This is a genomic window from Clostridium sp. (assembly GCF_034179595.1).
In the GTDB taxonomy this organism is placed as follows: Bacteria; Bacillota; Clostridia; order Clostridiales; family Clostridiaceae; genus Clostridium.
This window is the reverse complement of the sequence record NZ_JAXFPT010000034.1, coordinates 16248-42057: the sequence shown is the minus strand read 5'-3', so window position 1 is coordinate 42057 and position 25810 is coordinate 16248. Positions and strand designations below refer to the sequence as shown.

At 24.3% G+C, this 25810-nt stretch carries 28 protein-coding genes; 16 read left to right on the top strand and 12 right to left on the bottom strand.

Annotation, left to right across the window (positions count from 1 at the left end):
* Positions 1–61: 61 nt before the first annotated feature.
* The 3 genes from SPJ33_RS04100 (at position 62) to SPJ33_RS04090 (ending at position 3402) form a co-directional block, all read left to right on the top strand.
* Positions 62–928: a glucose 1-dehydrogenase gene (locus SPJ33_RS04100; RefSeq protein WP_321116707.1), complete on the top strand. Its 867-nt coding sequence runs from the start codon at positions 62–64 to the stop codon at positions 926–928.
* Positions 929–1306: 378 nt separating this feature from the next.
* On the top strand, positions 1307–2365 hold the full coding sequence (locus SPJ33_RS04095; RefSeq protein ID WP_321116706.1) for a DUF6398 domain-containing protein: 1059 nt from the start codon (positions 1307–1309) through the stop codon (positions 2363–2365).
* Between the two features lie 116 nt (positions 2366–2481).
* Positions 2482–3402, top strand: coding sequence for a hypothetical protein (locus tag SPJ33_RS04090; protein WP_321116705.1), 921 nt, complete (start codon positions 2482–2484; stop codon positions 3400–3402).
* Positions 3403–3432: 30 nt separating this feature from the next.
* On the opposite strand, the gene SPJ33_RS04085 is transcribed toward SPJ33_RS04090, so the two are convergent.
* A complete protein-coding gene (locus SPJ33_RS04085; protein ID WP_321116704.1) occupies positions 3433–4056 on the bottom strand; it encodes a hypothetical protein in 624 nt (207 codons plus the stop codon).
* Between the two features lie 84 nt (positions 4057–4140).
* On the opposite strand from SPJ33_RS04085, the gene SPJ33_RS04080 reads away from it, so the two are divergent.
* Entirely contained in the window at positions 4141–5175 is a 1035-nt protein-coding gene (locus tag SPJ33_RS04080; protein ID WP_321116703.1) for a 3'-5' exonuclease, read from the top strand.
* 22 nt (positions 5176–5197) lie between these two features.
* Here the strand turns inward: SPJ33_RS04080 and SPJ33_RS04075 are convergent, their stop codons facing one another.
* Positions 5198–5626 carry a divergent PAP2 family protein gene (locus tag SPJ33_RS04075; protein ID WP_321116702.1) on the bottom strand — a complete coding sequence of 143 codons (429 nt, stop codon included), beginning with the start codon at positions 5624–5626 and terminating at the stop codon, positions 5198–5200.
* 339 nt (positions 5627–5965) lie between these two features.
* Between SPJ33_RS04075 and SPJ33_RS04070 the strand changes: the two genes are divergently transcribed.
* Positions 5966–6670: a radical SAM protein gene (locus SPJ33_RS04070; protein ID WP_321116726.1), complete on the top strand. Its 705-nt coding sequence runs from the start codon at positions 5966–5968 to the stop codon at positions 6668–6670.
* A 30-nt stretch (positions 6671–6700) separates the two neighbouring features.
* Here SPJ33_RS04070 and SPJ33_RS04065 read toward each other — a convergent pair whose 3' ends face one another.
* On the bottom strand, positions 6701–7003 hold the full coding sequence (locus tag SPJ33_RS04065) for a rhodanese-like domain-containing protein (RefSeq protein ID WP_321116701.1): 303 nt from the start codon (positions 7001–7003) through the stop codon (positions 6701–6703).
* A gap of 341 nt (positions 7004–7344) precedes the next feature.
* Between SPJ33_RS04065 and SPJ33_RS04060 the strand changes: the two genes are divergently transcribed.
* Positions 7345–7839: a QueT transporter family protein gene (locus tag SPJ33_RS04060; RefSeq protein WP_321116700.1), complete on the top strand. Its 495-nt coding sequence runs from the start codon at positions 7345–7347 to the stop codon at positions 7837–7839.
* Between the two features lie 25 nt (positions 7840–7864).
* Here the strand turns inward: SPJ33_RS04060 and SPJ33_RS04055 are convergent, their stop codons facing one another.
* Entirely contained in the window at positions 7865–8680 is an 816-nt protein-coding gene (locus SPJ33_RS04055; protein WP_321116699.1) for a M15 family metallopeptidase, read from the bottom strand.
* A 113-nt stretch (positions 8681–8793) separates the two neighbouring features.
* Between SPJ33_RS04055 and SPJ33_RS04050 the strand changes: the two genes are divergently transcribed.
* A complete protein-coding gene (locus tag SPJ33_RS04050; RefSeq protein WP_321116698.1) occupies positions 8794–9549 on the top strand; it encodes an exodeoxyribonuclease III in 756 nt (251 codons plus the stop codon).
* A 310-nt stretch (positions 9550–9859) separates the two neighbouring features.
* Positions 9860–10690, top strand: a complete 831-nt coding sequence (locus SPJ33_RS04045) for an immunoglobulin-like domain-containing protein (RefSeq protein ID WP_321116697.1) — start codon at positions 9860–9862, stop codon at positions 10688–10690.
* A gap of 47 nt (positions 10691–10737) precedes the next feature.
* On the opposite strand, the gene SPJ33_RS04040 is transcribed toward SPJ33_RS04045, so the two are convergent.
* Positions 10738–11034 (bottom strand): hypothetical protein, encoded by a 297-nt coding sequence (locus SPJ33_RS04040; RefSeq protein WP_321116696.1) that lies wholly within the window; start codon positions 11032–11034, stop codon positions 10738–10740.
* 185 nt (positions 11035–11219) lie between these two features.
* On the opposite strand from SPJ33_RS04040, the gene SPJ33_RS04035 reads away from it, so the two are divergent.
* The 3 genes from SPJ33_RS04035 to SPJ33_RS04025 are packed head-to-tail and all read left to right on the top strand — an operon-like array spanning position 11220 to position 12706.
* The gene (locus SPJ33_RS04035; RefSeq protein ID WP_321116695.1) at positions 11220–11600 is read left to right on the top strand and encodes a hypothetical protein; all 381 of its coding nucleotides are present in this window, start codon (positions 11220–11222) and stop codon (positions 11598–11600) included.
* Positions 11601–11624: 24 nt separating this feature from the next.
* A complete protein-coding gene (locus tag SPJ33_RS04030; RefSeq protein ID WP_321116694.1) occupies positions 11625–12029 on the top strand; it encodes a hypothetical protein in 405 nt (134 codons plus the stop codon).
* 23 nt (positions 12030–12052) lie between these two features.
* On the top strand, positions 12053–12706 hold the full coding sequence (locus SPJ33_RS04025) for an isochorismatase family cysteine hydrolase (protein WP_321116693.1): 654 nt from the start codon (positions 12053–12055) through the stop codon (positions 12704–12706).
* A gap of 8 nt (positions 12707–12714) precedes the next feature.
* On the opposite strand, the gene SPJ33_RS04020 is transcribed toward SPJ33_RS04025, so the two are convergent.
* Positions 12715–13581, bottom strand: coding sequence for an LD-carboxypeptidase (locus SPJ33_RS04020; protein ID WP_321116692.1), 867 nt, complete (start codon positions 13579–13581; stop codon positions 12715–12717).
* A gap of 108 nt (positions 13582–13689) precedes the next feature.
* Here SPJ33_RS04020 and SPJ33_RS04015 point away from each other — a divergent pair, with 108 nt between their 5' ends.
* From SPJ33_RS04015 to SPJ33_RS04000, 4 genes are all read left to right on the top strand, one after another.
* Complete coding sequence (locus SPJ33_RS04015; protein WP_321116691.1) at positions 13690–15594, top strand: ABC-F family ATP-binding cassette domain-containing protein; 1905 nt, start codon at positions 13690–13692, stop codon at positions 15592–15594.
* 57 nt (positions 15595–15651) lie between these two features.
* Positions 15652–15837: a hypothetical protein gene (locus tag SPJ33_RS04010; protein ID WP_321116690.1), complete on the top strand. Its 186-nt coding sequence runs from the start codon at positions 15652–15654 to the stop codon at positions 15835–15837.
* A 185-nt stretch (positions 15838–16022) separates the two neighbouring features.
* A complete protein-coding gene (locus tag SPJ33_RS04005; RefSeq protein ID WP_321116689.1) occupies positions 16023–17555 on the top strand; it encodes a DUF2828 family protein in 1533 nt (510 codons plus the stop codon).
* 677 nt (positions 17556–18232) lie between these two features.
* Positions 18233–19225 carry a tyrosine recombinase XerC gene (locus SPJ33_RS04000; protein ID WP_321116688.1) on the top strand — a complete coding sequence of 331 codons (993 nt, stop codon included), beginning with the start codon at positions 18233–18235 and terminating at the stop codon, positions 19223–19225.
* Between the two features lie 50 nt (positions 19226–19275).
* On the opposite strand, the gene SPJ33_RS03995 is transcribed toward SPJ33_RS04000, so the two are convergent.
* Together SPJ33_RS03995 and SPJ33_RS03990 are read right to left on the bottom strand one after the other, a co-directional pair.
* The gene (locus tag SPJ33_RS03995) at positions 19276–19881 is read right to left on the bottom strand and encodes a hypothetical protein (protein WP_321116687.1); all 606 of its coding nucleotides are present in this window, start codon (positions 19879–19881) and stop codon (positions 19276–19278) included.
* 107 nt (positions 19882–19988) lie between these two features.
* Positions 19989–20411, bottom strand: a complete 423-nt coding sequence (locus SPJ33_RS03990; RefSeq protein WP_321116686.1) for a hypothetical protein — start codon at positions 20409–20411, stop codon at positions 19989–19991.
* Between the two features lie 165 nt (positions 20412–20576).
* Here SPJ33_RS03990 and lexA point away from each other — a divergent pair, with 165 nt between their 5' ends.
* On the top strand, positions 20577–21182 hold the full coding sequence (lexA, locus tag SPJ33_RS03985; protein ID WP_321116685.1) for a transcriptional repressor LexA: 606 nt from the start codon (positions 20577–20579) through the stop codon (positions 21180–21182).
* A 51-nt stretch (positions 21183–21233) separates the two neighbouring features.
* Here the strand turns inward: lexA and SPJ33_RS03980 are convergent, their stop codons facing one another.
* The 4 genes from SPJ33_RS03980 to mutL are packed head-to-tail and all read right to left on the bottom strand — an operon-like array spanning position 21234 to position 25804.
* A complete protein-coding gene (locus SPJ33_RS03980; protein WP_321116684.1) occupies positions 21234–22520 on the bottom strand; it encodes a methionine gamma-lyase family protein in 1287 nt (428 codons plus the stop codon).
* 50 nt (positions 22521–22570) lie between these two features.
* Positions 22571–22822: an RNA chaperone Hfq gene (gene hfq / locus SPJ33_RS03975; protein WP_321116683.1), complete on the bottom strand. Its 252-nt coding sequence runs from the start codon at positions 22820–22822 to the stop codon at positions 22571–22573.
* A 43-nt stretch (positions 22823–22865) separates the two neighbouring features.
* Entirely contained in the window at positions 22866–23798 is a 933-nt protein-coding gene (gene miaA, locus SPJ33_RS03970) for a tRNA (adenosine(37)-N6)-dimethylallyltransferase MiaA (protein WP_321116682.1), read from the bottom strand.
* Positions 23799–23818: 20 nt separating this feature from the next.
* A complete protein-coding gene (gene mutL, locus SPJ33_RS03965) occupies positions 23819–25804 on the bottom strand; it encodes a DNA mismatch repair endonuclease MutL (protein WP_321116681.1) in 1986 nt (661 codons plus the stop codon).
* Positions 25805–25810: the final 6 nt, after the last annotated feature.

The window sequence follows — 25810 nt, the reverse complement described above, 5'->3', positions numbered from 1 at the left end:
GAATATTAAATTATTTTCTAGAAATAATAATAGAGTATTTTATTTTGGTAGAGGTGATTTAATGACACAAGATAAATTCCCAAATGATTTTAGTACTCAAGAAGAAATATCACAGCCTGGTATAGAAAAAGATATGAATCCAGCACCTATATATTCTGAATGTAATTATATTAATGATGGAAAAAGACTTAAAAATAAGATAGCTATAGTAACTGGTGGAGATAGCGGAATAGGTAGAGCCATAAGTTTAGCTTTTGCAAGAGAAGGAGCAAAGGTTATAATAATTTATTTAAATGAATCGGAAGATGCAAAAAAGACATTAGAATTAATTGAAAAAGAAAATTCTGAAGGTCTTTTAATAGAAGGTGATATAGGGTCAGAAGATTTTTGTTTAGAAGCTATAAAAACTACAGTAGAAAAGTTTGGAACTATTGATATACTTATTAATAATGCAGGAGAACAACACACATGTACTTCTATAACAGAAATTACACAAGATCAATTAATAAGAACTTTTAAAACAAATGTGTTTGGAGCATTTTATATGACAAAAGCTGCTTTGCCACATATGAAAAAAGGAAGTTCTATTATAAATACTACTTCAATTACTGCATATCATGGAAATAAAGATTTAATAGATTATTCTTCCACAAAAGGAGCTTTAACTTCTTTTACAAGAAGCTTAGCTTTAAATTTAGCATCTAAAGGAATTCGTGTTAATGCTGTAGCACCAGGTCCTGTATGGACTCCGTTAATACCAGCTTCTTTTAAAAAGTCTAAATTTCAAAAGTTTGGATCTAATACACTTTTTAAAAGACCAGCTCAGCCTGTTGAATTAGCTGAAGCTTATGTATTTTTAGCAAGTGAAGGTGCTTCATTTATAACAGGAGAAACTATTCATGTTAATGGTGAAATAGTTAATAGTTAATAGTATAGTATTTCATAATAAGAGTATACTAACTAAAAAAAAGAAGGTGATAGATATATGGGAAAAAATAAAAACACTAAACAAAACAAAGGAAAATTTTCTAACTCTAAAGTAAAAAGTTATAGTGAAAATAGAGATAATAAAAATGCAGTTATCAGCGAAAGTGAACTTAAATAAAATAACATGTATAAAAGGAAGTTAATATTTACTAACTTCCTTTTATTATATCTTTAAAAATATATTTTTCATAAAAATACATATAATTTTTTATAAAATATTATATAATAATTGTTTAGAATAAAATTATAAGTTATAATATTAAGATGTAATTAGATGTAATTAGATGTAACTTTAAATATTATTACTTAGGAGGAGTAAATGAAATATATTGTAAATGTACCAGATGAATTAAAAATTCGTGTAGAAGAAATAATAAACAGCATAGATAACTTTTGTAATAAATCATTAGATGATGAATATTTAAAAGTATCTACTAAATTAGTTGAAGCATTAGCTAATAATGAAGAAAATAAATTATCAAGAGGAAAAAGTAATACTTGGGCTGCTGGAATAATGCACTCAATATTTTTTGTAAATGATACTCTTAACAAAAAGAATATTAGAATGGATGAATTAGCTGAATTCTTTGATGTTTCAGAAGGAACTATTGGAACTAAATCAAGAGAAATCAGAAAGTTATTAAATATAGATAAAACATCTAATGAATGGAAAGTAGAAGAAAACGCAGAAACTATAGAAGCGGCTGTAGAAACTGCATGTTCAGCTTGTTCTAATAATGATGACGAAATTATCGATTTATTTGATAAAGCATTAGCTATGGATGATGTAGAAAAGGGAGCATCAGAACTTAGAAAATGTGCAAAGATGTTAAAAGATGAACTTGGACAAGAATACTTTGATCAATATAAAAATCAAATAGGAGTATCTGCTCAAGGAGATTTCTATTTAACTGTATTATCAACATTATCTAATTATGAATTTGCATTAGGAAACTATGAAGAAAGTTTCAAAATAGAAAAAGAGCTATTAGAACTAGATGAATATGATTCAAGAAATATTAGACATTCAGTTGTATTTAGAGCATTAATAAACAAAGATTATGAATATGCTAAAATGATTTTAGATAAGTATAGTGAAGAAGATAGTATATTCTTTAAATATGGAAATGTTTTATACTATTACTATAAAGATGATAGAAAGAATGCTAGAAAAGCTTTAAAGAAAGCTTTAAAACATAACTTATACTTTATCGATTGTTTAGTTGGAAATATAAAGGCTGCTCAAGGAGAAATAAGCTCTTATAAAAAAGGTAGCATAGAAGAAGCAACTTTATGTATTGAATATAGTTTACCATTATGGACAAACAAAAAGATTGGTTCATGGCTTATAAAAACTATAAATAAGATCAAGAAATAAAAAATGTGCGATTTAAATCGCACATTTTTTATTTCTATGAATATTAGTAATTTTAATAATATTGTATCTAAATTCATAAATATATATAATAGAAGTTATGAATGGAGGAATATATTTTGGAATTTCTTCTTTATTTAGACGAATTACTTATAACAGGATTATCCTCCTTAATAGGGGAAGGAAATATAGAAGGTTATATTGAAGTTCTTACTACAAAAAGAATATGCGATAAAACTCTAACTAGTAAATTAAGCAATGAAAATAAAGAAACAACTTATAATGAAGAAAAACATAATAAAGACAAAAGAGAAGGATATAAAACTTATACTAATTCTGATGCAAATACATATAATTTTCTTTGTGATAATCAAAGCTCATTAGAAGGAAGAGGATATGTTAGAATAGAACAAGAAGAAAAAAGAATTTTTACTATGTTTAGTTTCCATAGAAGAATATTAAATACACTTCAAGATAGAGGAGAAGTTAGAGAATTAGGTGATGTGTGTTCTGGCAATATAAATGAAGGAGACTATGTAAGGGTAAGTGGTACAATATGTAATGAATCCTTATCTGAATATATAGATGCCCTTAAAACTATAATAAATTGTTTTGGTTGTGATAAATTAAATAAATTATTAGATACAGATGAATATTTAGATTTTAATATAATAGATAGATTTTTAAATGAAATGCAATCAAGATTAAATTCAAATGATACTAGAGATTTAATATTAAGTTGTTCAAATAGAGATATGATATTAACAATAAATAATAATTTTTTTCTTAAAAACCATACTGACAAATTAGGCAATACAAACTGTAATATATTTGGAAAGGTAGTAAAAAAGTGTGAAGATAATGATTATATTAGCTTCTTAAGAAAAACAGGTCAACAAGATTTTTATGAAGAAATGTTATATAAATGTATACCAGCATTTGATTGTTTAAAAAAGATTGGTATTACACCACCTAAATGCCCTAGAGTAAAATTATCAAATAACCCTTATCAAATAGTCCCTATTAGCATATATATTTAAAAGACACATAATATTATGTGTCTTTTAAAGTTAGAAATTAAATTTTAATTCAAATTTTAAATTAAGGTTAGAGTCATTAAAGCTTGCATCTTGTATTGAAATTCCATAATCATTATATAATGATATAAATATATCATTTTTAGCTTCATCTTTTGATACAATGGATCCATTTTCTATAGAATCAAATATAGTTTGTTTTGAAATATTAATAAATCCAATTTTCCCCAAATTATAGTGAAGTATAGCTTCATGATTCTTTGCTGAAATAGTAAAATCTAAAACACCTTGTACAGGAATTCCTTTATAATTAAAATTAATATATAATAATAAATGGTCATCATTTATTATAGCTTTAACTCCGGTTACTTGTTTTGATATTAATTCATCACTTTGTATAAAAGAAATAATCAAATCAGTTATCTCTTCCTCAGTAAATGATGCATTTGATTCTAATTTAATTTCAGAAAAGTTTAAATTTATATTATTTGGAATAAATTTTTTCAATAAACTTTTAGGATTTATTGAAATATCAGAATTAACAGAAGTTACTTGAACTTTTGGCTCAAAACTAACTTTATATGTAACAAAACATGATATAATTATTATTAGAATTGCTATTATTAATATTAATAATCTTTTACCTAATTTACTCATAAAAACACCTCAAATCTCACAATTAAGTATTAAATATATGATTAATATAAATATAATTATATCAATGAAGGGATTAGTATACAAATGAACAATAATATACAGGCTTATTTTTATGTAGAAGAAGAAAGAAATAATTTTATTTTAAGATATGTAATTAAAAATCCTAGTAAAAATAAAGTCTTAATTAAAATAAAAAAGAAGCTTAAGGGAAGCTCTTATAATACAGCATATTACCATGGCCTATACCATGTTTGCAAAAATCTTTTATCTCTTATTGCGCTAAATGAAATAAGAGAAGATAGTAATATTTTATTTTTTACTAATAAAAAAAGCATAATAAATAAGCTAAATAATAAAAAATTCTCTTATGATGAAGAATATGAATATATACAGTTTTTTTTAGATAGGTTTTATGATTATAAATGTGTAGAACTTAGAAATATTAAAAAGATAATTTATAAAGAAAAGAAACCTTCAATGTCATTATATATTAAGTGTAAAAAGGAAGGAAAACAATATAAAAAACTTATAAAAAGAAATAGTACGCTATTAAAATTAAATAAAAGTCTTAGTAATACACAAGAAATCATATTTTTTGATTTTGAAATGAATTGTCTTACTAATTTTGAAGATGTAGAAATAATAAGTATTGGTGCTGTAAAGACAACATTAAATGGAGAGATACTTTCTAAATTTTATAGGTGTATAAAACCTAAAAAGATAACTAAATTAACAGAAAAATGTATAGAAATAACTTCTTTAAATCAAGAAGAAATAGATACTGCAAATAATTTTGAATATGTTTTTAAAGAATTTGAATCATGGTGTGGAAATTATAATAAATTATTTTTATATTGGGGCGGAAATGATATTGCAGTTTTAAAAAATGATAATAATAGATCAAAAGAAAATATAGAAATTGTAGATAATATAATAAAAAATAATATTGATTATCAAGAAGTATTATGTAAGGATATATTAAATTTAAAAGATTCATTATCTTTAAAAAATGCTACTTTAAGATATAATCTTTTATTTGAAGGTTCACAACATAATGCATTAGATGATAGCTATAATTTAAGTAAATTATACTTTGAGGAAAGAAAAAAGAGGGGATAAAACAATTTATCACCTCTTCTTTTTATAGTGGATAAAAAACTCCAACTAATATCCCAAGTATTAGACCACCTAGAACTTCAAATGGAGTATGACCTAATAATTCTTTTAACTTAACATGATCTAATTTAAATTTATTATCACTTGATAAAATTAAATTAAGTAATTTTGCATGCTCACCAGCTGCTCTTCTAATTCCCATTGCATCATACATAACAATTCCTGCAAATACAAATGAAAGAGCAAAAAGTGGTGAATCAAATCCACTTATTCTGCCTATACCAACAGCTAAAGATACTATAAAAGCTGAATGTGAACTTGGCATTCCACCTGTTTCAAATAGTCTTTTAAAATCAATTTTTTTTGTTACTATATAACCAAATGGAATTTTTAAAAACTGAGCTAAAAATAGTGAAATTAGACTTAAAACAATCAATTTATTATATATTATCATATATATCACTCCATACATTTAACTACTTTTATTATACCTTTTAAGTTGAAAAATAATAAGATAATAAAAGAAAATTTTAATTAAAATATATTAATTTATTTTAATAAATATATTAATTTCAAATATTTAATTAACACAATAATTTATTTATATACTTGCCTAATAAATTAAACAAGTATATAATATTAAATTGAAATTTAATTGACAGTTCGTAAGCCTCCTGTCACTAAATAAAACTAGGTATTTTCTAATAAAGGATAGATAATTTAGAGGATGGCTTTTTGTCGTCCTTTTTATTTTTATAGATTTATATTTAAAAGGAGCAATAAAATAATGGAAATGCAAAGATATAGCAAAATATCAGGTAAAAATCCAAGAGAAATGGTAATGCTAAAAGGATTCCCATGTAAATGGGGTAGATGTAGTTTTTGTGATTATATTGATGATAATTCTACATATGAAGATGAAGTAGTAAAATTTAATAAAGATGTTTTAAGCAATATAACAGGTGAATTAGGTGTATTAGATGTTATAAATTCAGGAAGTATTTTTGAATTACCAGAAGAAAGCCTAAATGATATAAAAAATATAATAATTGAAAAGAATATAAAAAAGCTTTTTGTAGAATGTCATTGGCTTTATAAAGATAGATTAGATGAAATGAGAAACTTCTTTAACATTCCTATAATATTTAGATGTGGAGTAGAATCATTTGATAATGATTTTAGAATGAATGTTTTAAATAAAGGTGCTGGATTTAAATCATATGAAGAAGTTAATAAATACTTTGATTCAGTATGCTTATTAGTAGGTATAAAGGGACAAACTAAAGAAATGATAAAAAATGATATACATATTCTAGAGAGTTATTTTAAATATGGATGTGTCAATGTATATGTAGAAAATACAACTAATATAAAAAGAGATGATGAGTTAGTTGATTGGTTTATTAAAGAATATAAATATCTAGAAGATAATAAAAATATAGAAGTTCTTATAAATAATACAGATCTTGGTGTTGGAAGTGAGATAAAAGAAGATTAAAATAAAAAAACTGTGTTTATCACAGTTTTTTTATTTTTCTACTTCTCCATCCCATGATAACATTCCACCACGAACATTAACTACATTATTTATATCTAAGTCTTGTAATAAAGTTATTGCATGAGCACTTCTATTACCACTTTTACATATAAAATATATTGGCTTGTCAGTTGGTAAATCATCACTATGATCTTCTATATAAGGAAGAGGAATGTTTTTGGCTGATGGTATATGTCCAAGATTAAATTCATCCTTATCTCTTACATCAATTAATAATGTAGAAGGATCTTTTGATAATATTTCTTTTAATTTATTTGTTGATATTTCTTTCATAATCTAGTCTCCTTATAAAAATTATATTATTTTTAATTATATCATAATTTGCAGTAAAATTTTTTATATTTAGCTTTACAATAGTAAAATTACTTTGAAAAATTTTTAGATAAAAGTAAAAATAAATAGAATTCTTAAAGTGCTTCCTATCAAAAGAAGAGGCAATACATTATATTAATATAAAAATATTGAAAATGAAAATATAATCTTATATAATAAAAAATGCACAAGAAAAGATGACAGTTCGCAAGCCTCCTGTCAAAAAACAAAACTAAGGCATAAATTGTTTTTTTACTTAGGTTATGGGCTGAAGTCTTACTTTTTTAAGAAGGGGAGATTTCATGAATAAAACTATTAGGAAAATAGTATTTGCAGGTATTATTGCAGCTTTATATGTAGTCCTTACTTTAGCTTTAGCACCTATAAGTTATGGAGCTATTCAATTTAGGATTTCTGAAATACTTGTTTTACTAGCATATTTTGACCCTATATATATTGGGGGGTTAACTTTAGGATGTTTTATAGCAAATTTATTAGGGCCAAATGGAGTATGGGATATAATTTTTGGAACACTTGCAACATTTATAAGCTTATACGCTATTTATTTTACTAGTAAAATAAATATAAAGGAAAAGTATAGATTACTTATAGCATCAATATGGCCAACAGTATTTAATGGAGCTATCATAGGAATAATGTTAGCTTATGTATTAAATATTCCTATTTTAATATCTATATTAGAAGTTGCAATAGGTGAATTTGTAGTTGTTACTATTGTAGGCGTTCCTATAGCATGTAAATTAAGAGATAAGATTAAAAAAATAAAAATAGTATAAAAAAGCTATCATATGATAGCTTTTTTTATTTTATAGCATTTATATCAGAAATATTTTTAGCTAAACTAATCTCTAATAAATTAATTTCATTATCTAGACGTTCTAGATATTCTTCTAAGCATATATTTTCATTCATTATTTTAGTTGCATGAGATACACCAACATATCTATAATGCCATGGTTCATATGAATATTTAGTAATATTAGTTTTTTGTTTAGGATATCTTATAATAAAACCATATTTATAGCAATTTTCTTTTAACCACTTAAATTCTTTTGTATTTTCAAAACCACTATCTAATTTTGAATAATTTTCACTTAAAATATCAATCGCAAATCCAGTTTCATGTTCACTAGCACCTGGAGGAGCTGAATATTTTAATGTCTCTTCTTTACCTTTAATTTTTATATTATTATTAAATATCTTTGTTTGAGTTTTATGAGATCTATATCCAGATACACCCAAAAGGTTTATCCCAGAATTTTTAGCATCCTTAAACATTTCTTTAGCAGAATCAGAAACTGTTTTATTTAATTTTGTATTTGATGCATAATTAAAAAAAGGTAAATTTGAATCTGTTATATCGCTAGCAATATAATCTTTAGGAAGCAAATTATCCTTATTTACTAAAAATATATTAGGGTCATTTCTCTCTTCCTTTAGTTTAATAATTTTATTTTGAAGTGAATTATAATTAGCATATAAAGTTTCTTTATGTATATTCTCTAGATTTTCATCAGAAATTTTTTTATATTTTAAAATTAGCATACTTATAGAAAGCATCACTGAAAATACTAAAAAATAAATAATACTTCTTTTAATAGATTTGATTCTCTTCATTCACAATTTTCCTTTCATTAATAATTCTTCCATTAATATTACCACATATATATTATGTATACAAGAAATGAAAATTAATGATATAATAGTCTTAGAAGGAAAGGAGTAGTTGTATGAAAAAATTAATATCATGGAATGTAAATGGCATTAGAGCTTGTGTAAAAAAAGGCTTTTTAGATTTCTTTAATGAAATAGATGCAGATATATTTTGTATACAAGAAACTAAGCTTCAAGAAGGTCAAATTGATTTACAATTAGATGGATATTATCAATATTGGAATTATGCAGAAAGAAAAGGCTATTCTGGAACAGCACTATTTACTAAGGAAAAACCTTTAAGTGTTATATATGGATTAGGATTAGAGGAACATGATAATGAAGGTAGAGTTATAACAGCTGAATTTGATAAATATTATGTTGTTACTGTATATACACCAAATTCAAAAGAAAAACTTGCTAGAATAGAATATAGAATGCAATGGGAAGATGCTTTTAGAGAGTTTTTAAAAGATCTTGAATTAAATAAGCCAGTAATAGTTTGTGGCGATTTAAATGTTGCACATAATGAAATAGATTTAAAAAATCCTAAAACTAATAGAAAAAATGCAGGATTTAGTGATGAAGAGAGAAATAAATTTAATGTACTATTAAATAGTGGTTTTATAGATACATTTAGATATTTTTATCCAAATACCGAAAACATTTATTCTTGGTGGTCATATAGATTTAATGCTAGAAAAAATAATGCTGGATGGAGAATTGATTATTTTTTAGTTTCAAATGCTTTACAAGATAGATTAATAGATGCAAAAATACATACAGAAATTTTAGGTTCTGACCATTGTCCTGTTGAACTTACAATAAAATAATTATTAATTATAAAGATAAAAAAATAAGGATTTAGCTAATAATTCAACTTCTTCAGTAGTTGATGCAATTAATAACTTAAATCAAGATGATAATTCTGTTAAAGTATTATCATCAACAGAAAGAAATAATAAAACTAAAGAAATTATTGATATTATAAACAACAAGATAAATAATAAATCAGATAATAATAGTAAAAAAGATAATACAAAAGATAATGTCAAAAATAATAATACAGAAAATAATAATACAGAAAATAATAATGATATAGATGCTAAAGGAAAACAAACATCTAATATAAATAATGCAAAAGTGAAAGATGTAAAAGAAGACAACAACACAAATAAAGCTGAAGATAATAATGTAAATGTACAAGATGTAAGAGAAGATAACAATACAAATAAAATTCAAGAACAGAATTCTAATAATAATGACACTATTAACAAAGTAAAAGAAGTTATAAAAAGTACTAAGGGGAAAGCTATAAAAGAAAAACCATCATTTATAGTTGTCGATTTATCTAAAACTAACAAAACAGATGATATATCAGTTAAGCCAACTAATGGAGAATCAAATAAAACTAATAACAATAATAAAGATATAAATAATCAAATAGATGATTATCCTGTATTAACAGCAGATAATATTATATCATTGCCATATGGTTCACATTGGAAACTTTCTGATTCAAACGTAAAAGCTTATGATAAAATAGATGGGGATTTACATGTTAGAGTAGCTCATATTGATATTAGAGCAAAAGTTCCTGGAACTTATAATGTAACACTTGAAGCTAAAAATTCACGAGGAAAAACTACAACTAAAAATATTAAAGTAAATATATTACCTGAAGCACCAATTATAAAAGCCAAAGATGTGACTATAACCCAAGGGACAGAATTTACTGATTCATTAGCTAAATTAAAAGTTACTGATTGTAATCGTAGAGATTTAACTCAAATGGTTAAAAGAGAGGGATATGTTGATATAAATAAAACAGGAACTTATCCTATAACTTATACAGTTACAGATGAATATGGATTATCATGCACAAAGACAATCATTGTAACTGTTAAAGAAAAAGATATTCAAAATGAAGATTTAAATAAAAATTTAGAAATATCTAATAATACAGCAAAATAAATAATAAAAAGATTATAAAGAATTAATTCTTTATAATCTTTTTTAGTTTATATAAGAGTATTATATTTATTTATTATTTTTTCATGTAGTTTGTTAAGTGAATCTAACTCTTCTTCAAAATCAATATATTCATCATATAATGAATTTGCAATTTTCTCCATTAAGTTTATGAATTTTACGTACTCTTCTATATATAACTCATCTAATTTATTACTTATACCTTTAGGTAACATATATTCTGTTTCTTCATCATTATTTATATTAGACATTAATTCCTCTTCTTTTTTTAAATTAATAATAGTTGTTACTATTGAAATAATATCATTTTCAGTAAAGTTATTCATAAAAAAGTTCCTTTCTTATCATGTTTTAATATATAATACCACATTAATACACTCTAGAGAAATATTTTATATAAATTTCTACAAAATTATAAAATATAAGGAGGATTTTTAGGCATTTTGTAGAATTAAGGTTAAGAAGAAGTTTGATATTTATATGACAATCATTTAAATAGGAGGAATTTATTATGAAAAATATTATAGGATGTTCAATAATACTTAAAGATGATTTTAATAATATATTGATAATAAAAAAAGAGCAAAAGAAAAACTTTGGTTTATGGAAATGCGTTGGAAGATTAAAAAAGGGAAGAGAAAATAATGAAAAATGTATTTCAAATTCAGTAAAAGAAGAGTTAAATACATTAATTTTTGATTTAAAAGAAATAAAAGAATTTAAAATAAATGATACAGAAGATTATATAATGATATATGAAGGAAAGATAAAAGATTATATGAATCTTGGAAAAAAAGTAATGGATATGAAATGGATATCTAAAAAAGAAATTGAAAATTATGAATTTTTAGATGGAGAAAAAGAACTGCTTTTAGAATATTTTAAAAAATAAATAAAAGTTTTAGGTTGTGATTAGATGATAAAGATACGAATAGATAAAAACGGTCGTGGAGAACCTATATTTAAAATAAAATTAAATGAAGAGACTATTAAAGATAATAGATTATTATATAGAGGAGTATTATCTGGAAAACGAATTTCTGGATTATATAATTTTGAAATACCTATGAAATATTTTCTGCCTATTTATAATAATTTAAATAAGGATGAAGTTATACTAGATACAAGAAGCATATATTCATATTTAGAATTTTCAGATGAAATAGAAGAAAAGTTTTATTATTCAATTACAGCTACACCAAAATATATGAAGCTATGGAGAGAAGAAAACTGCCAGAATATTTATAAGATAACTATAAATAAAGAGACTAAAGAACTTGAAAAAAGGATAGCATTTAAAAAGATAAATTTAATTATATAATATTTTAAGGGGTTTATAATATAATGGGAAATATAATTGATAGTATAAAAGAAGAAATTATAGATTTAAAAGAGATTAAATTAAAGGATATAAGTGATAATTTAGAAGAGGATACTGCATTAATAGTTGTGGATATGATAAATGGATTTTATACAGAAGGTCTTCTTGCATCTAATAGAGTTAAAAATATAATGCCACAAGTTACAAAATTAATTGATGATATGAAAGATTGTAAGAAGGTGATATTTGTTGATAGCCATACTAAAGATTCTACAGAATTTAACTCATATCCAATGCACTGTATAGAGGGTAGTAGTGAATCGGATATAATTCCAGAAATTAAAGAAAGTATCTTAAAAGGTAATAATTATAAGATAATTAAGAAAAATTCAATAAATGGATTCCATGCTAAAGATTTTAAAAAATGGCTTAATGAAAATAATAAAATTAAGAATTTTATAGTTACTGGTGTATGTACTGATATATGTGTTGAAACTTTCTGTATTTCTTTAATAACTTACTTTAATGAAAATAATATAGAAAAAAATATTATAGTTCCAAAAGATTCAGTAGAAACATATTCTTTAGGAAATCATGATGGAGATTTTATGAATATCGTATCTTTATTTAAAATGAAATCAAATGGTATAAAAGTTGTTAAAAGCATAATAAGTTAGGTTTTAGCCTAACTTATTTTTTTTATATCATAATATCCGCCTATAACTATACCTTTAGACTCAGGATTATGTCCTATTTCGCAAGTTTTAATTAAAGATATATTATATTTTTTACATATATTAATGCATATCTCTTCAAGTTCTTTATTTTGATCTTTAGAATTTATTTCTGTAAATTCTCCTAATATTAATCCTGATATATTAGAAAAAATACCTAGCATCTCATATTGTGCTAAAAAACTTCTTATCTTATTTATATCGCCACTATTACTTTCTAAGAAGAGAATATTTTCTTTTCCATTTTTAAAATTAGGTATATATTCTGTTCCGGCGAGTTTTAAAGTACATCTTATGTTTCCACCTAATAAAGTTCCTCTAATATTACTCCCAAGTAACCACTTATAATTCCATAAAGAGAACATATCATAACTACCAGTTAAAAATGTATTTTTAAAATTTTCTAATCCATTATAAGTTAAAATGGTTTTTATATTGTAATAAAATGATTTTTTAGAAGTTTTTCTATATATAGAATTTAAAAGCACAGATAGATCGCTATATCCAAAGTAAAGAGCTTTTGAATTTTTTATGATTTCAAAGTCTATATAAGGTAACATTTCATTACATAAATCTCCGCCAGAAACATCAAATATATGTGTTATTTCCTTATTTTTAAATGCACTATTTAAATCATCTGCTCTAACTTTACCATTAGATAAAAGATTATCACTTTTAAAAATATTAGAAGAAATAGTTACATCTAAATTTAAGTCTTTAAGTATTTTAACTATTTTATAGAATTTAGGTTTATACTCTAAAGAAAGTTGATTTGAACATGCAATTAAATATATTTTACTATTTGAATTAAATATCATAAAATCACCTCTAAAATTTATCTTTAATAAGATTATATACTAAAACTTTAATATTGAATGCAAATTTGTTAGAATAATACTAGCCAAAATAAATAGAGGAGAAAATATATGAATTTAATTACATTAGAAAACATAAATAAAAGTTATAGTGAAAAAGTTTTATTAAAAGATGTTTCATTAGGTATTAATGAAGGAGATAAAATAGGTTTAATAGGAATAAATGGAGCAGGAAAATCAACATTTTTAAAGATAGTTAGTGGAAGAGAAGATTTTTTTGAAGGCACAAGAATTCAAGGAAAAAATGTTAGAATAGAATATCTATCTCAAGATAATGAGTTTGATGATGATACTACGGTTTTAGAACAAATATTTAAAGGCGAAACAAGAGAAATGAAGCTTTTAATGAAGTATGAAGAAACTTTAAGTAAGATAGAAAATGGAGAAGCTGTTGAAGATGATATTTTAATAGATCTTCAAACTCAAATAGATAATCAAAAATTATGGGACTTAGAAAGTGAAGCTAAAATTATTTTAAATAAACTTGGAATCACTAATTATTCAGAAAAAATGGGTAATTTATCAGGAGGACAATGTAAGAGAGTATTTTTAGCATCTGCTCTTATAACTCCTTGTGAATTATTAATACTAGATGAACCAACTAACCACTTAGATGCTGATTCTATAGAGTGGTTAGAAGAATATTTAAATGGCAGAAAAGGTTCATTACTTATGATTACCCATGATAGATATTTTTTAGATAGAGTATCAAATAGAATTATTGAATTAGATAGAGGCAAGTTATATTCATATGAAGGTAATTATACAAAATTCTTAGAAAAAAAGATTGAAAGAATAGAAGTAGAAAAGACTCAAGAAGCAAAGCGCCAAGCATTAATAAGAAATGAATTAAAATGGGTAAAAAGAGGAGCCAAAGCTAGAACTACTAAGCAAAAAGCAAGACTTCAACGTTTTGAAGAATTAGTTAATCAAGAATATGTTGAAAATAATACAGATATAAAAATAAATTATGTTGGAACAAGATTAGGTAAAAAGATAGTTGAAATAAAAAATCTAAGTAAGTCTTTTGGAGATAGGCAGTTAATAAAAGATTTTTCTTACATATTTACTAAAGACGATAGAATAGGTATTGTTGCTCCTAATGGAGCTGGTAAAACAACATTTTTAAATCTCTTACTTAAAAATATACCTAGTGATAGTGGCAGTATAGAAGTTGGAGATACTGTTAAGTTTGGATTCTTCTCGCAAACTGGAAAAGAACTTAATGAGAATTTAAGAGTAATAGATTTTGTAAGAGAAGGGGGAGAGTATATCCCTACAGATGATGGAAGCAAAATAACTGCATCTACTTTATGTGAGAGATTTTTATTTGATGGAAGTATGCAATATTCTCCTATAAGCAAATTATCTGGTGGAGAAAAAAGACGCTTGCAGTTACTTAGAGTTTTAATGGAATCACCAAACTTTTTAATACTTGATGAGCCTACTAATGATTTAGATATTGAAACTTTAAAGATATTAGAAGACTTTTTAGATGAATATGTAGGTGTAGTAGTTGTAGTTTCTCACGATAGATACTTCTTAGATAGAGTATGTAATAAATTATTTGCTTATAAAGATAATGGAGAAATTGAAGTTTTTCATGGAAATTACAGTGATTATTTAATAAAGCTAGAAATGGAAACAAAGAATACTTCTAAAATCACAGAAAATAAACCTAAAAAAGAAAAACCTAAAAATGAGAATAAAACACCTAAATTTTCATTTAAAGAACAAAAGGAATTTAAGGAAATTGACGGTATAATAAGTGATTTAGAAGAGAACATAGATAGATTACAAACAGAAATAGATGAAAACTCTTCTAATTATTCAAAATTACAAGAGCTATTAGAAGAAAAAGAAAACTTAGAAATGGTTTTACTTGAAAAATATGAAAGACAAGAATATCTATATGATCTTGCTAAAAAGATAGAAGAATACAAAAAACTTAACTAAAGTTTCTGTTTGATATAATAAAACAAGTAATTATAAGTTATTTAGGAGTTGATATAAGTGGAAATTAAAGTATCAGTAAAAGGGAAGAGAGATTTTCTAAAGTTTTCTGGGGATAGAATTGATGTTTTAGATTTTGAGATGAATGGTGTTAAATATAAACAGATTAGAATATTTAAGAAAGGTTTTTCTAAATCTGAATATATAGATAGCAACTTAGTAAATTGGATAAAAGAAGTAAAGTAAAAGAAGTATTTATAAATACTTCTTTTTTTATTTAAGGCATTATTAATATCTTTATTGCATAGATATTAATGTAAAGGTATTTACAGCTACTATAGTTATGTATACCTTGTTTTTAAAGACACGATATAAAAACAGCTTTTATCATATATTTTTTAAAGTGTCTTGTCTATTAAGGAGTGGTTTACATGTCATTTAAATTGTTAAGTAGATTAAAAGAAGATATAGTAAATATTGATTCTGATATCTATGAAGATATATACTATGATAAAAATTCAAATAATAAGGTTTTTAATTTATATAATGAAATATTAAAATCAATAGATGAAAAAAGATTTTTAAATAAGATAATACTTAAAGAGGCTTTAGAAGAGGATAGCATTTCTACTATAAAGCTATTATTTTATACAAGAGACATAGAATATGGTCTAGGAAAAAGAGAATTGTTTAAAGATGCAATAAAGTATATAGGTTTAAATTATAGCAATAATATAGAAGGATATATATCTTCTATACCTAAATATGGACGATGGGATGATTTATACTCTTTATTTGATACTCCTTGTGAAAGTAAAGTAATAGATATTTTTAAAAATCAAATAAAAAAAGATATAAAATCTAATTCTCCATCTAATCTTGGTAAATGGCTTAAATCAATAAATACATCATCTAAAAAGAGTAGAGAACTTGCAATTAAAACTGCAAAAGACCTTAATATGTCTTATAAAGAATATAGAAAACTACTTACACTTCTTAGAACAAAGATTGGAATTGTTGAGCAAAAAATTTCAAATAATGAATGGGAGAATATTAAATATGGTGAAGTACCAGCATTAGCGTACAAAAAGTATACAAAGGCATTTATAAAGAATGACTTTAGTAGATTTATAGAGTATGAAAATATGAATAAAGCAAATAAATCCATTTATATTAAGCATGATGGAAAAAGACATAAAAAACTAACACTTAAAGATCATGTAAAATCATTGATGCAAGTAAAGAATAGGAGAGAAGAGAGTAGTATATATGAAAAAGAATTAGTTGAATTTATACAATCAATAAGTTCTCATCCTAGAAAAATAATCACAGCTCTTTCTATAAGTAAAAATAATGCATTAAGCGGAAATACTTTATTTATAGAAAGCTTATGTTTTACTTTGTTTTATTTATATAACAATACAGGGTTATTCAATAATTATATAATAAAAACAAATGAAAATTATAGTTTTAAAAAGATAGATATTCATAATATATGTATAATAGATGCTTTAGAAGAGATAATTAAAAATTCTATAAGTAATTATATAAATGTCGAAAGTATATTAGATTTAATATTATTTGCAGCTATAAAGAATAAAATGAATAATGAGGATATTATAGATGAAGTACTTATAATAGTAGATGATATAAAGAAAATACAGTATACGAACATATGTTCAAATGATGAAAAAGTCCACTTTGAATATAATAAATATCAAAGAAAGTGGGATTTAGCTGGATATAAATTACCTAAAATAAAAATATTAGAGTTAAATACAAACAAAAATTTAGATTTAAGAGATGTAAATGAGAATTTTAAAATAATCTCTGGATATAGAGAAAATATATTTGAAATAATAACTAAAGATAGATTAGATCTAATAAATTTAGATAGAGATAATACTAAAAATAATAAATTAGAAAGCATATTACAAAATAAAAGATATGAATTTGAAATTTAGATAAAAAAGTAATATCTAAAGATTACGATATATTAGTAAATAAGTTAAAAATATCACTTTAAAGTGGTGTTTTTATACCATAATTATTTCGCTAAATGATTATTTAGCGAAATAATATACGCAAATTATAAGAGCAATTAAAAATAACTGCTCTATACTTAATTCTTAAACTTCTTATATATCTTAACTATATCTTAACTGCTACAAATCCTATCATGGCACTATCAGTAAATCCAAAATAAATTTCTATATACTGTATAAACTCTATAGTTAATGATAATATAAATCCAATATTGAATTTAATGATATTCTCCTCGCTTTAATCCCCCTTTCTTTTATTTATTATTCTATAGATTACGCCAAACTTCTTTTAAGAATAATTATTTTTACATTCAAATTTACGTATTAATTAAAATTCGAAAATTGTTTCAAGTTATCAAAACTACACTTTATTTATTTTGAAATTTATATTTTTATATAAATGCATCATAGGATTTTGGAATTTATTCCTATGTTTTTGCTTTTTATACTAATAATTAAATAATTAATTTAAAGGTAAAATAAAGTCAGTTTATTAGATGTTTATATTATATAATTTTAAGAATCTTCTATTTCAAAATAAAATATGATAAAATTTACATACAGATATTTTAAAAAAATTAGAAAGAGGTGTTTATTTGTTATACGATTTTAAAGATCTTAAGAAAAATGAATCTCTTCCCCAAATCGTTGTAGATTTTTTGAATTATTTAGAAACTATAAGAGGTAAATCTACAAATACAATAGATGCATACAAAGTAGACTTAACTATGTTTTTTAGATTTCTTAAATTATATAGAGATGAAGTTACTGATAAAAATACTGAGTTTGAAGATATAATTATAAATGATATAGATAATGCTTTTATAAAAAAAATTAGATTATCTGAATTATATGCTTTTATGAGCTTTTTAGAAAAGTATAGAAATAATAGTGCTTATGCTAGAGCTAGAAAGGTTGCAACTTTAAAATCATTTTTTAAGTATCTACAAAATAAAGTCAAGATTATAGATGAAAATCCTACCCTTGAATTAGAATCTCCTAAAATAAATAAAAGACATCCAATTTATTTAAACTTAGATGAAAGCATAAAATTATTAAACTCTATAGATAAGAAAAGTAAAAATTACTATAGAGATTATTGTATTATAACACTATTTTTAAATTGTGGAATGAGATTATCTGAATTATGTAATATAAAACTAGAAAAAATATCAGGGGATACTTTAACTATCATAGGAAAAGGTGATAAAGAAAGAACTGTTTATTTAAATGAAGCATGTATAAAAGCATTATCTAATTATATGGCAAATCGTGATGATTCTAAATCTAGTGAGGAAAGTAAAAAATATTTATTCTTATCAAACAGAGGAACTCCTATAAATAAAAGAACCGTTGAAATAATGGTTAAAAATTATATAAAACGCGCTGGTTTTAAAGATGAAAAATATACTCCTCATAAACTTAGACACACTGCTGCTACACTTATGTATAAATATGGTGAGGTAGATATAAGATCTCTTCAAGAAATTTTAGGTCATGAAAATATATCAACAACTCAGATATATACACATGTTGATGATGAAACTTTAAGAGAAGCTGTAAAATCAAATCCACTATCAAAACTATAAATATAAAATAAAAAGACCAAAAGTTTAATTGGTCTTTTTATTTTATATTATTATTTTACAACTTCATTCCCTAAAATTTCATTTAAAGCTGTCATTATTTCTTGAGAATTTCCATCATATACAACAATCACTCTACCTTTACTATAAAAATGAGGTGATGCATTCCAAGTCATCTTCATACCATTTATCATATTTCCTTTGTTTTCAATTGAATTGATATCATTATTTAGATTTGCTTTTGCATCTTTTGCATATTCATATAATGATAACTCCCCTCCCTTTATTTTTACAATTTGCTTATCAACTGAAAATATTTTTTCATTATTTTTAGTATTTGCATTAGTATCAGTTACTTTAGGATCAAATCCTTTTGCTTTTAAATCTTTTAATACTGTTTCTTTATCAAACTTGCTTTCCTCTTCAGTAAAATCTTCTTTGTTATTATTGTTTTTATCTGTAACATTATTGATATTACCTTTATTATCTGTAACTTCATCTTTAACCTTATCTTTTGTATTAGTCATATCTTGTTCTACTTTATTTTTAGCATTATTAGTATCCTCAGCTACTTTATTATTTGTACATCCAATTAATGAAAAAGATGAAACTAATATAGTACTTGCTAAAATAATTTTAGCTAATTTTGATCTGTTCATAAAAATCTCTCCTACTCTTATTATAATTTCGATATTAGTATTCATCTATTTGTTTTATTTTATTCTAATAAAAAAGGTAAGTGATTTATTCACTTACCTTTAAAACTTTATTTATTCTTTTTTATTAATCTTCTAACACCTGGGAATATCTCTTCTGTTTCTTCTTCAAGATCATCTTCAAATAAATTTGCATCATCTAAATATTCAACAAATTCAAAAGCATCTACATATCCTTCATCTTCAGAATCTATATCATTAAATTCCTCTTCATTTATGTTTAAACATGAATATGCTTCTTTTAATGCTTTTTCTAAGTCTTCTTTATCTAGTGTTGGATCAAGATTTTGAGCTTTAGCAATAGCATTTTTCCATTCTTCTTCTAAGAATTTATTTTCATCAACATTTTTTGCTATATCTTCTATCTTTATTGCTCTTATATCAATTCCACTTTCTTCAAGACATTTTCCGCAATTATCGCATATTTTATTTTCATATAAATCACAATAATCATCATTAGTATATTTATTCATAATTACACCACCCTTTTTAGTGTATAAAATCAAATTTTATTATATCAAATTAAATTTATAAATACAATAGCTTTATATAAAAATAGAACATATGTTTTGAGAACACAAGTTTGATATATATTTATTCCTATGATATAATTAATAAAAAACGTGAGGTGCAATTTAATGTTAGAGGGGAAAGACAAACAAAGCCAAATATATGATTTTTTGAAAAACTATACAGAAAATAAAGGTTATCCACCATCTGTAAGAGAAATTTGCCAAGCTGTAGGTTTAAAATCAACATCAACTGTACACGGTCATTTAAAAAGATTAGAGAAAAAAGGACTTATTAAAAGAGACCCAACCAAACCAAGAGCTCTTGAAATAATTGAATTTTCACAAACAAAGCGTGAAATGATAAATATTCCTATATTAGGTGACATAAATGCTGGAGAACCAATTTTAGCTACAGAAAATATAGAAGATACATTTTCATTACCTATTGATTTTATAAAACATAATAAAGATTTATTTATACTTAAGGTTAATGGAAACAGTATGATTAATATAGGTGTAAATAATAATGATTTTGCTATAATTGAAAAAACTCAAACAGCAATTAATGGTGATATAGTAGTTGCTCTAATAGATGATACTGCTACAATAAAAAGATTTTTTAAAGAAAAAGATCATATACGTCTTCAACCTGAAAATGATAATATGGATCCAATAATAATAGATGATTGCAAAATATTAGGTAAATTAGTAGGAATATTTAGATCATACTAATTAAAATATATAGAAAAAGGCTTAAAGTAAAAACTTTAAGCCTTTATTATTTTAAGAATTTAAAACTTTATTTAAAGCAATTAAGATTCCAATCTTTGCATGGTCAAATGTTAATCCACCTTGTATATATGCTATATAAGGTTCTCTAATAGGAGCATCTGCTGATAACTCGATTGATGAACCTTGGATAAATGCACCAGCTGCCATTATAACTTCATCTTCATATCCTGGCATTTCAATAGGAATGCAATGAACAAATGAATCGATTGGTGATCCTTGCTGTATACCCTTTATAAATTCAATAAGTCTATCTTTATCTCTAAATATAATTGTTTGAACTATATCAGTTCTCTTCTCTGTTGAAGCAGGTTTAGCCTCAAATCCTGCAAGTTCCATAACTCTTGCACAGAAAATAGAACTCTTTAAAGCTTCAATAGTTACATGAGGTGCTAAGAAGAAACCTTGCATTAAAGTTCTCATAACTCCTAAAGTTGCACCACATTCTCCTCCAATTCCTGGAACAGTTAATCTATATGCTGCATTATCAACATATTCTCTCTTCCCTACTATATAACCACCAGTTGGAGAAATTCCTCCACCTATATTTTTGATTAAAGAACCAGCCATTAAATCTGCTCCAAAATCTGTAGGTTCCATAGTATCTACAAATTCACCATAGCAATTATCAACAAAAACTATTATGTTTTCATTTAAGCTTTTAACTAATTCAATTGCTTCTTTTATTTGTTCAAGCTTTAGAGAATTTCTAGTACTATATCCAGTACTTCTTTGTATATGTACCATCTTTATTGATTTATCATTTAATATAGCTTCTTTTATTTTATCTAAATCAAAATATTTATCTTCTATTAAATCAACTTGACTATATTTAACTCCATAGTCTATAAGAGAACCCATTCCACTTTCTTTATTTATACCAATTACTCCATGTAAAGTATCATATGGTTGTCCTGATATTGCAAGTAATGTATCATTAGGACGTAAGTTTCCAAATAAAGCAGTACCTATTGCATGTGTTCCATTTACAAAGTGTGGTCTTACAATAGCAGCTTCAGTATTAAATACTCTAGCATATACTTTGTCTAAACCATCTCTTCCCATATCATCATAAGCATAACCTGTTGTATTTGTAAAATGGCTTTCACTTATTCTTTCATCTTGAAATGCTGAAAGAACCTTTAATTGATTATATTCTCTTATTTCATCTAACTTTTTAAAATCACTTTCTACATCTTCTAAAGCTTTCTTAAAAATTTCAAATGCATTACTTTTAATATTATGTTTTTTTATAATTAGTTCTTCTGTTACTTTTAACATAGTAGCCTCCTAAACAAAATTAAACACAAAAATAAATAGGCAACATGTGCCTATTTATAAGTATTATCTCCATCATTATTTGCAAATAAAATAGGTTTTGCTGGATTTATCGTTGTAATAGCATGTTTATAAACTAACATTTGTTTACCTTCACAATCTAATACAACTGTAAAATTGTCAAATCCTTTAACATAACCTTTTAGTTTATATCCATTTGTAAGATATACCTCTACTGAAATCTTACTTTTTCTTGCACTATTTAAGAAAATATCTTGTAAATTATTATTTTGTTGTTTATTCATAAATACCTCCAAATTACCAATACACCTTAAATATATTATACAACTACTTTTTAGTAATGTCATTAATTATTTTATTTATTATATCATCTTCTGACATAATATCTTTATCTAGAAAAATTACTCTAGGATCTCTTCTAAACCAAGTTAATTGACGTTTTGCATAATTTCTTGAACCTTTTTTTATCATTTCTATAGCTTCTTCTTTTGAAATTTTCCCTTCAAGATAATAAAACATTTCTTTATATCCTATACCTTGCATTGATTGCATAGATGAAGTATATCCCATTTGTTTTAATCTTATGCATTCTTCTTCTAAGCCTTCATCTATCATAATATCTACTCTTTTGTTTATACGCTCATATAACTTTTCTCTGTCCATTGTTAATACATAATAATATATATCATAATCAGATTTATAAAAGTCATCACCTGCATTAAATGAACTAAAAGGTTTTCCAGTAAGTTTAAAAACTTCAAGAGCTCTTATAACTCTTTTTCTGTTATTATAATGTATTTCTTTATAGCTTATTGGATCTATATCTTTTAATAAGCTATGTATATATTCATTTCCTTTTATTTCAGCTTCTTTTTCTAAATACTTTCTATATTCATAATCAGTATTAGCATCAGTAAAATCCATATTACAAGTTAAAGCATTTATATAAAGCCCTGTTCCCCCTGCAATTATAGGAAGTTTATCTTTTTTTATAATTTCATCTATATGCTTTTTTCCAAGTTCTTTATAATCTGATACTGAAAATTTATCACTTGGTTTTACTATATCAATCATATAATGATTTATATTTTGCATTTCTTCTTTAGTAATCTTAGCTGAACCTATATCCATGTATTCATATATTTGCATTGAATCTGCAGAGATTATCTCTCCATTTAATCTTTTTGCAAGTTCTATTGAAAGTGCTGTTTTTCCTACAGCTGTAGGTCCACCTAAAACTAATATTTTTTTCTTTGTCATAAATAAATTCATCCTTTTATTTAAACTATTCTTCTAAATTTCTTTTCTAATTCATAGCTTGTAAATTTTATTATAGTTGGTCTTCCATGTGGACAATGGAATGGATCTTCAATGAATCTTAAATCTTCAATTAATTTAATCATTTCTCTTTCATTTAAAGAGTCATTTGCCTTTATTGCAGCTTTGCAAGCTATAGTTGCAATTTTATTATATTTTACATCAACTGTCTTTCCAGTTCCTAAATTTCTTAAATCATCTATTATGCTTAAAAATAAAGCTTTAGAATCTAATTTCCCTAAAAAATAAGGAACTTCTTTTAAAGCTAAAGTGTTTCCACCAAAATAATCTATTTTAAATCCAGCTTCTTTAAAAACTTCACTATTTTCTTCATAAAAAGATAGTTCATCTACTGTTAGCTCTATTATATTTGGCACAAGAAGAGGTTGAACTATGATTGATGAATTTTTTATTGAATCCATATACTTTTCAAATAAAATCTTTTCATGAGCTGCATGTTGATCAATTAAATATAATGTTTCATTAAATTCGCCTATTATATACGTTTTATTAAATTGACCTATTATTTTTAATGGTGGAAATTTTGCAATCTTTTCTTTTTCTACAGTTTTAATCTCTTCTGCATATTTTACATCTTTTTTTGTATCTATATCATCTGACTTTTCATATAAAACTTCAAATGAAGTATCACTAATATTTTCATTAACATTAGAAGTATCGCTTTTATTATAATTTACAGAATTATATTTAAAATCTTTATTCCCTTGATTTTCTTTATTTATAAGAATATCTTTGTTTGTTATCTTTTCTTTTAATTCATTAAATTTATTTTTTTCTCTATCTATTGCTTCTATATAATTTTTAGGAACATCACTTATCTTCTCATTTTTTTCAAAGGAATTAAACTTAACACTATCATCTAAATCTATGTTCATCTGAATATTTTCTAGTTTTTCAGAAGGTTCTATCATTTCTTCAGGAAGTTTAAATTCATCAAATATATCTTGTTTTAATACATTATGTACTGCATCAAACACAACTTTAAATATAAATCTTTCATCCTTAAATTTAATCTCTGATTTAGTTGGATGTATATTAACATCGACATATTCTGGATATATATTAATAAATAAAACAAAGAAAGGAAATTTATTTACTGTACTAAAAGATTTAAATGCATTTTCAACTGCTGCTACAAGTGTTTTATTTTTTATATATCTTCCGTTTACAAAAATGCTTTGATTATTTCTAGAACCTCTAGCAATCTCTTCTTTACCTATAAATCCATAAGCTGATACAAAATCTTTATCATCTTCAAAGCTTATTAAATTATCACTTATCTTTTTTCCATAAATAGTTCTTAAAACATCTTTGATATTTCCATTTCCAAAAGTATTTATAATTTTTTTGCCGTTATTAAATAACTTAAAACTTATATCAGGATGAGAGATAGAAATTCTATTTATTATATCTGTAATTATTGAACCTTCTCTTGTAAATGACTTTAAAAACTTTTTTCTTGCTGGAACATTATAAAATAAATCTCTAACTTCAATTATAGTCCCTGTATTAGTTCCACAATCATTTTCTTTTAATATTTCTCCGCCTTCTATATATATTTCTCTGCCAAATTCATTATCTTCAATTTTAGTTTTTAAATTCACTTTAGATACAGATGCTATAGAAGCTAAAGCTTCTCCTCTAAAACCTAATGTATTTATAGAAAATATATCTTGAGCATCTTTTATTTTACTTGTTGCATGAGGTAAAAAAGCCTTCTTTATATCATCTGGATGTATCCCTATACCATCATCTATTATCTTAATTAAACTGCATCCACCTTCAGTAATTTCGATAGTTATATTTTTAGCTCCTGCATCTATACTATTTTCTACTAGTTCTTTTACAACAGAAGAGGGTCTTTCAACAACCTCTCCTGCTGCTATCTTATTTGCAGTATTACTATCTAGTAAATTTATCCTTTTCAAAGTTTA

Excerpts from the sequence above, each read along its gene's own strand:
- SPJ33_RS04100 (WP_321116707.1), top strand. The coding sequence starts at position 62 with ATGACACAAGATAAATTCCCAAATGATTTTAGTACTCAAGAAGAAATA.
- SPJ33_RS04095 (WP_321116706.1), top strand. The coding sequence starts at position 1,307 with ATGAAATATATTGTAAATGTACCAGATGAATTAAAAATTCGTGTAGAA.
- SPJ33_RS04085 (WP_321116704.1), bottom strand. The coding sequence starts at position 4,056 with ATGAGTAAATTAGGTAAAAGATTATTAATATTAATAATAGCAATTCTA.
- SPJ33_RS04080 (WP_321116703.1), top strand. The coding sequence starts at position 4,141 with ATGAACAATAATATACAGGCTTATTTTTATGTAGAAGAAGAAAGAAAT.
- SPJ33_RS04075 (WP_321116702.1), bottom strand. The coding sequence starts at position 5,626 with ATGATAATATATAATAAATTGATTGTTTTAAGTCTAATTTCACTATTT.
- SPJ33_RS04070 (WP_321116726.1), top strand. The coding sequence starts at position 5,966 with ATGCAAAGATATAGCAAAATATCAGGTAAAAATCCAAGAGAAATGGTA.
- SPJ33_RS04065 (WP_321116701.1), bottom strand. The coding sequence starts at position 7,003 with ATGAAAGAAATATCAACAAATAAATTAAAAGAAATATTATCAAAAGAT.
- SPJ33_RS04060 (WP_321116700.1), top strand. The coding sequence starts at position 7,345 with ATGAATAAAACTATTAGGAAAATAGTATTTGCAGGTATTATTGCAGCT.
- SPJ33_RS04055 (WP_321116699.1), bottom strand. The coding sequence starts at position 8,680 with ATGAAGAGAATCAAATCTATTAAAAGAAGTATTATTTATTTTTTAGTA.
- SPJ33_RS04050 (WP_321116698.1), top strand. The coding sequence starts at position 8,794 with ATGAAAAAATTAATATCATGGAATGTAAATGGCATTAGAGCTTGTGTA.
- SPJ33_RS04040 (WP_321116696.1), bottom strand. The coding sequence starts at position 11,034 with ATGAATAACTTTACTGAAAATGATATTATTTCAATAGTAACAACTATT.
- SPJ33_RS04035 (WP_321116695.1), top strand. The coding sequence starts at position 11,220 with ATGAAAAATATTATAGGATGTTCAATAATACTTAAAGATGATTTTAAT.
- SPJ33_RS04030 (WP_321116694.1), top strand. The coding sequence starts at position 11,625 with ATGATAAAGATACGAATAGATAAAAACGGTCGTGGAGAACCTATATTT.
- SPJ33_RS04025 (WP_321116693.1), top strand. The coding sequence starts at position 12,053 with ATGGGAAATATAATTGATAGTATAAAAGAAGAAATTATAGATTTAAAA.
- SPJ33_RS04020 (WP_321116692.1), bottom strand. The coding sequence starts at position 13,581 with ATGATATTTAATTCAAATAGTAAAATATATTTAATTGCATGTTCAAAT.
- SPJ33_RS04015 (WP_321116691.1), top strand. The coding sequence starts at position 13,690 with ATGAATTTAATTACATTAGAAAACATAAATAAAAGTTATAGTGAAAAA.
- SPJ33_RS04005 (WP_321116689.1), top strand. The coding sequence starts at position 16,023 with ATGTCATTTAAATTGTTAAGTAGATTAAAAGAAGATATAGTAAATATT.
- SPJ33_RS03995 (WP_321116687.1), bottom strand. The coding sequence starts at position 19,881 with ATGAACAGATCAAAATTAGCTAAAATTATTTTAGCAAGTACTATATTA.
- SPJ33_RS03990 (WP_321116686.1), bottom strand. The coding sequence starts at position 20,411 with ATGAATAAATATACTAATGATGATTATTGTGATTTATATGAAAATAAA.
- lexA (WP_321116685.1), top strand. The coding sequence starts at position 20,577 with ATGTTAGAGGGGAAAGACAAACAAAGCCAAATATATGATTTTTTGAAA.
- SPJ33_RS03980 (WP_321116684.1), bottom strand. The coding sequence starts at position 22,520 with ATGTTAAAAGTAACAGAAGAACTAATTATAAAAAAACATAATATTAAA.
- hfq (WP_321116683.1), bottom strand. The coding sequence starts at position 22,822 with ATGAATAAACAACAAAATAATAATTTACAAGATATTTTCTTAAATAGT.
- miaA (WP_321116682.1), bottom strand. The coding sequence starts at position 23,798 with ATGACAAAGAAAAAAATATTAGTTTTAGGTGGACCTACAGCTGTAGGA.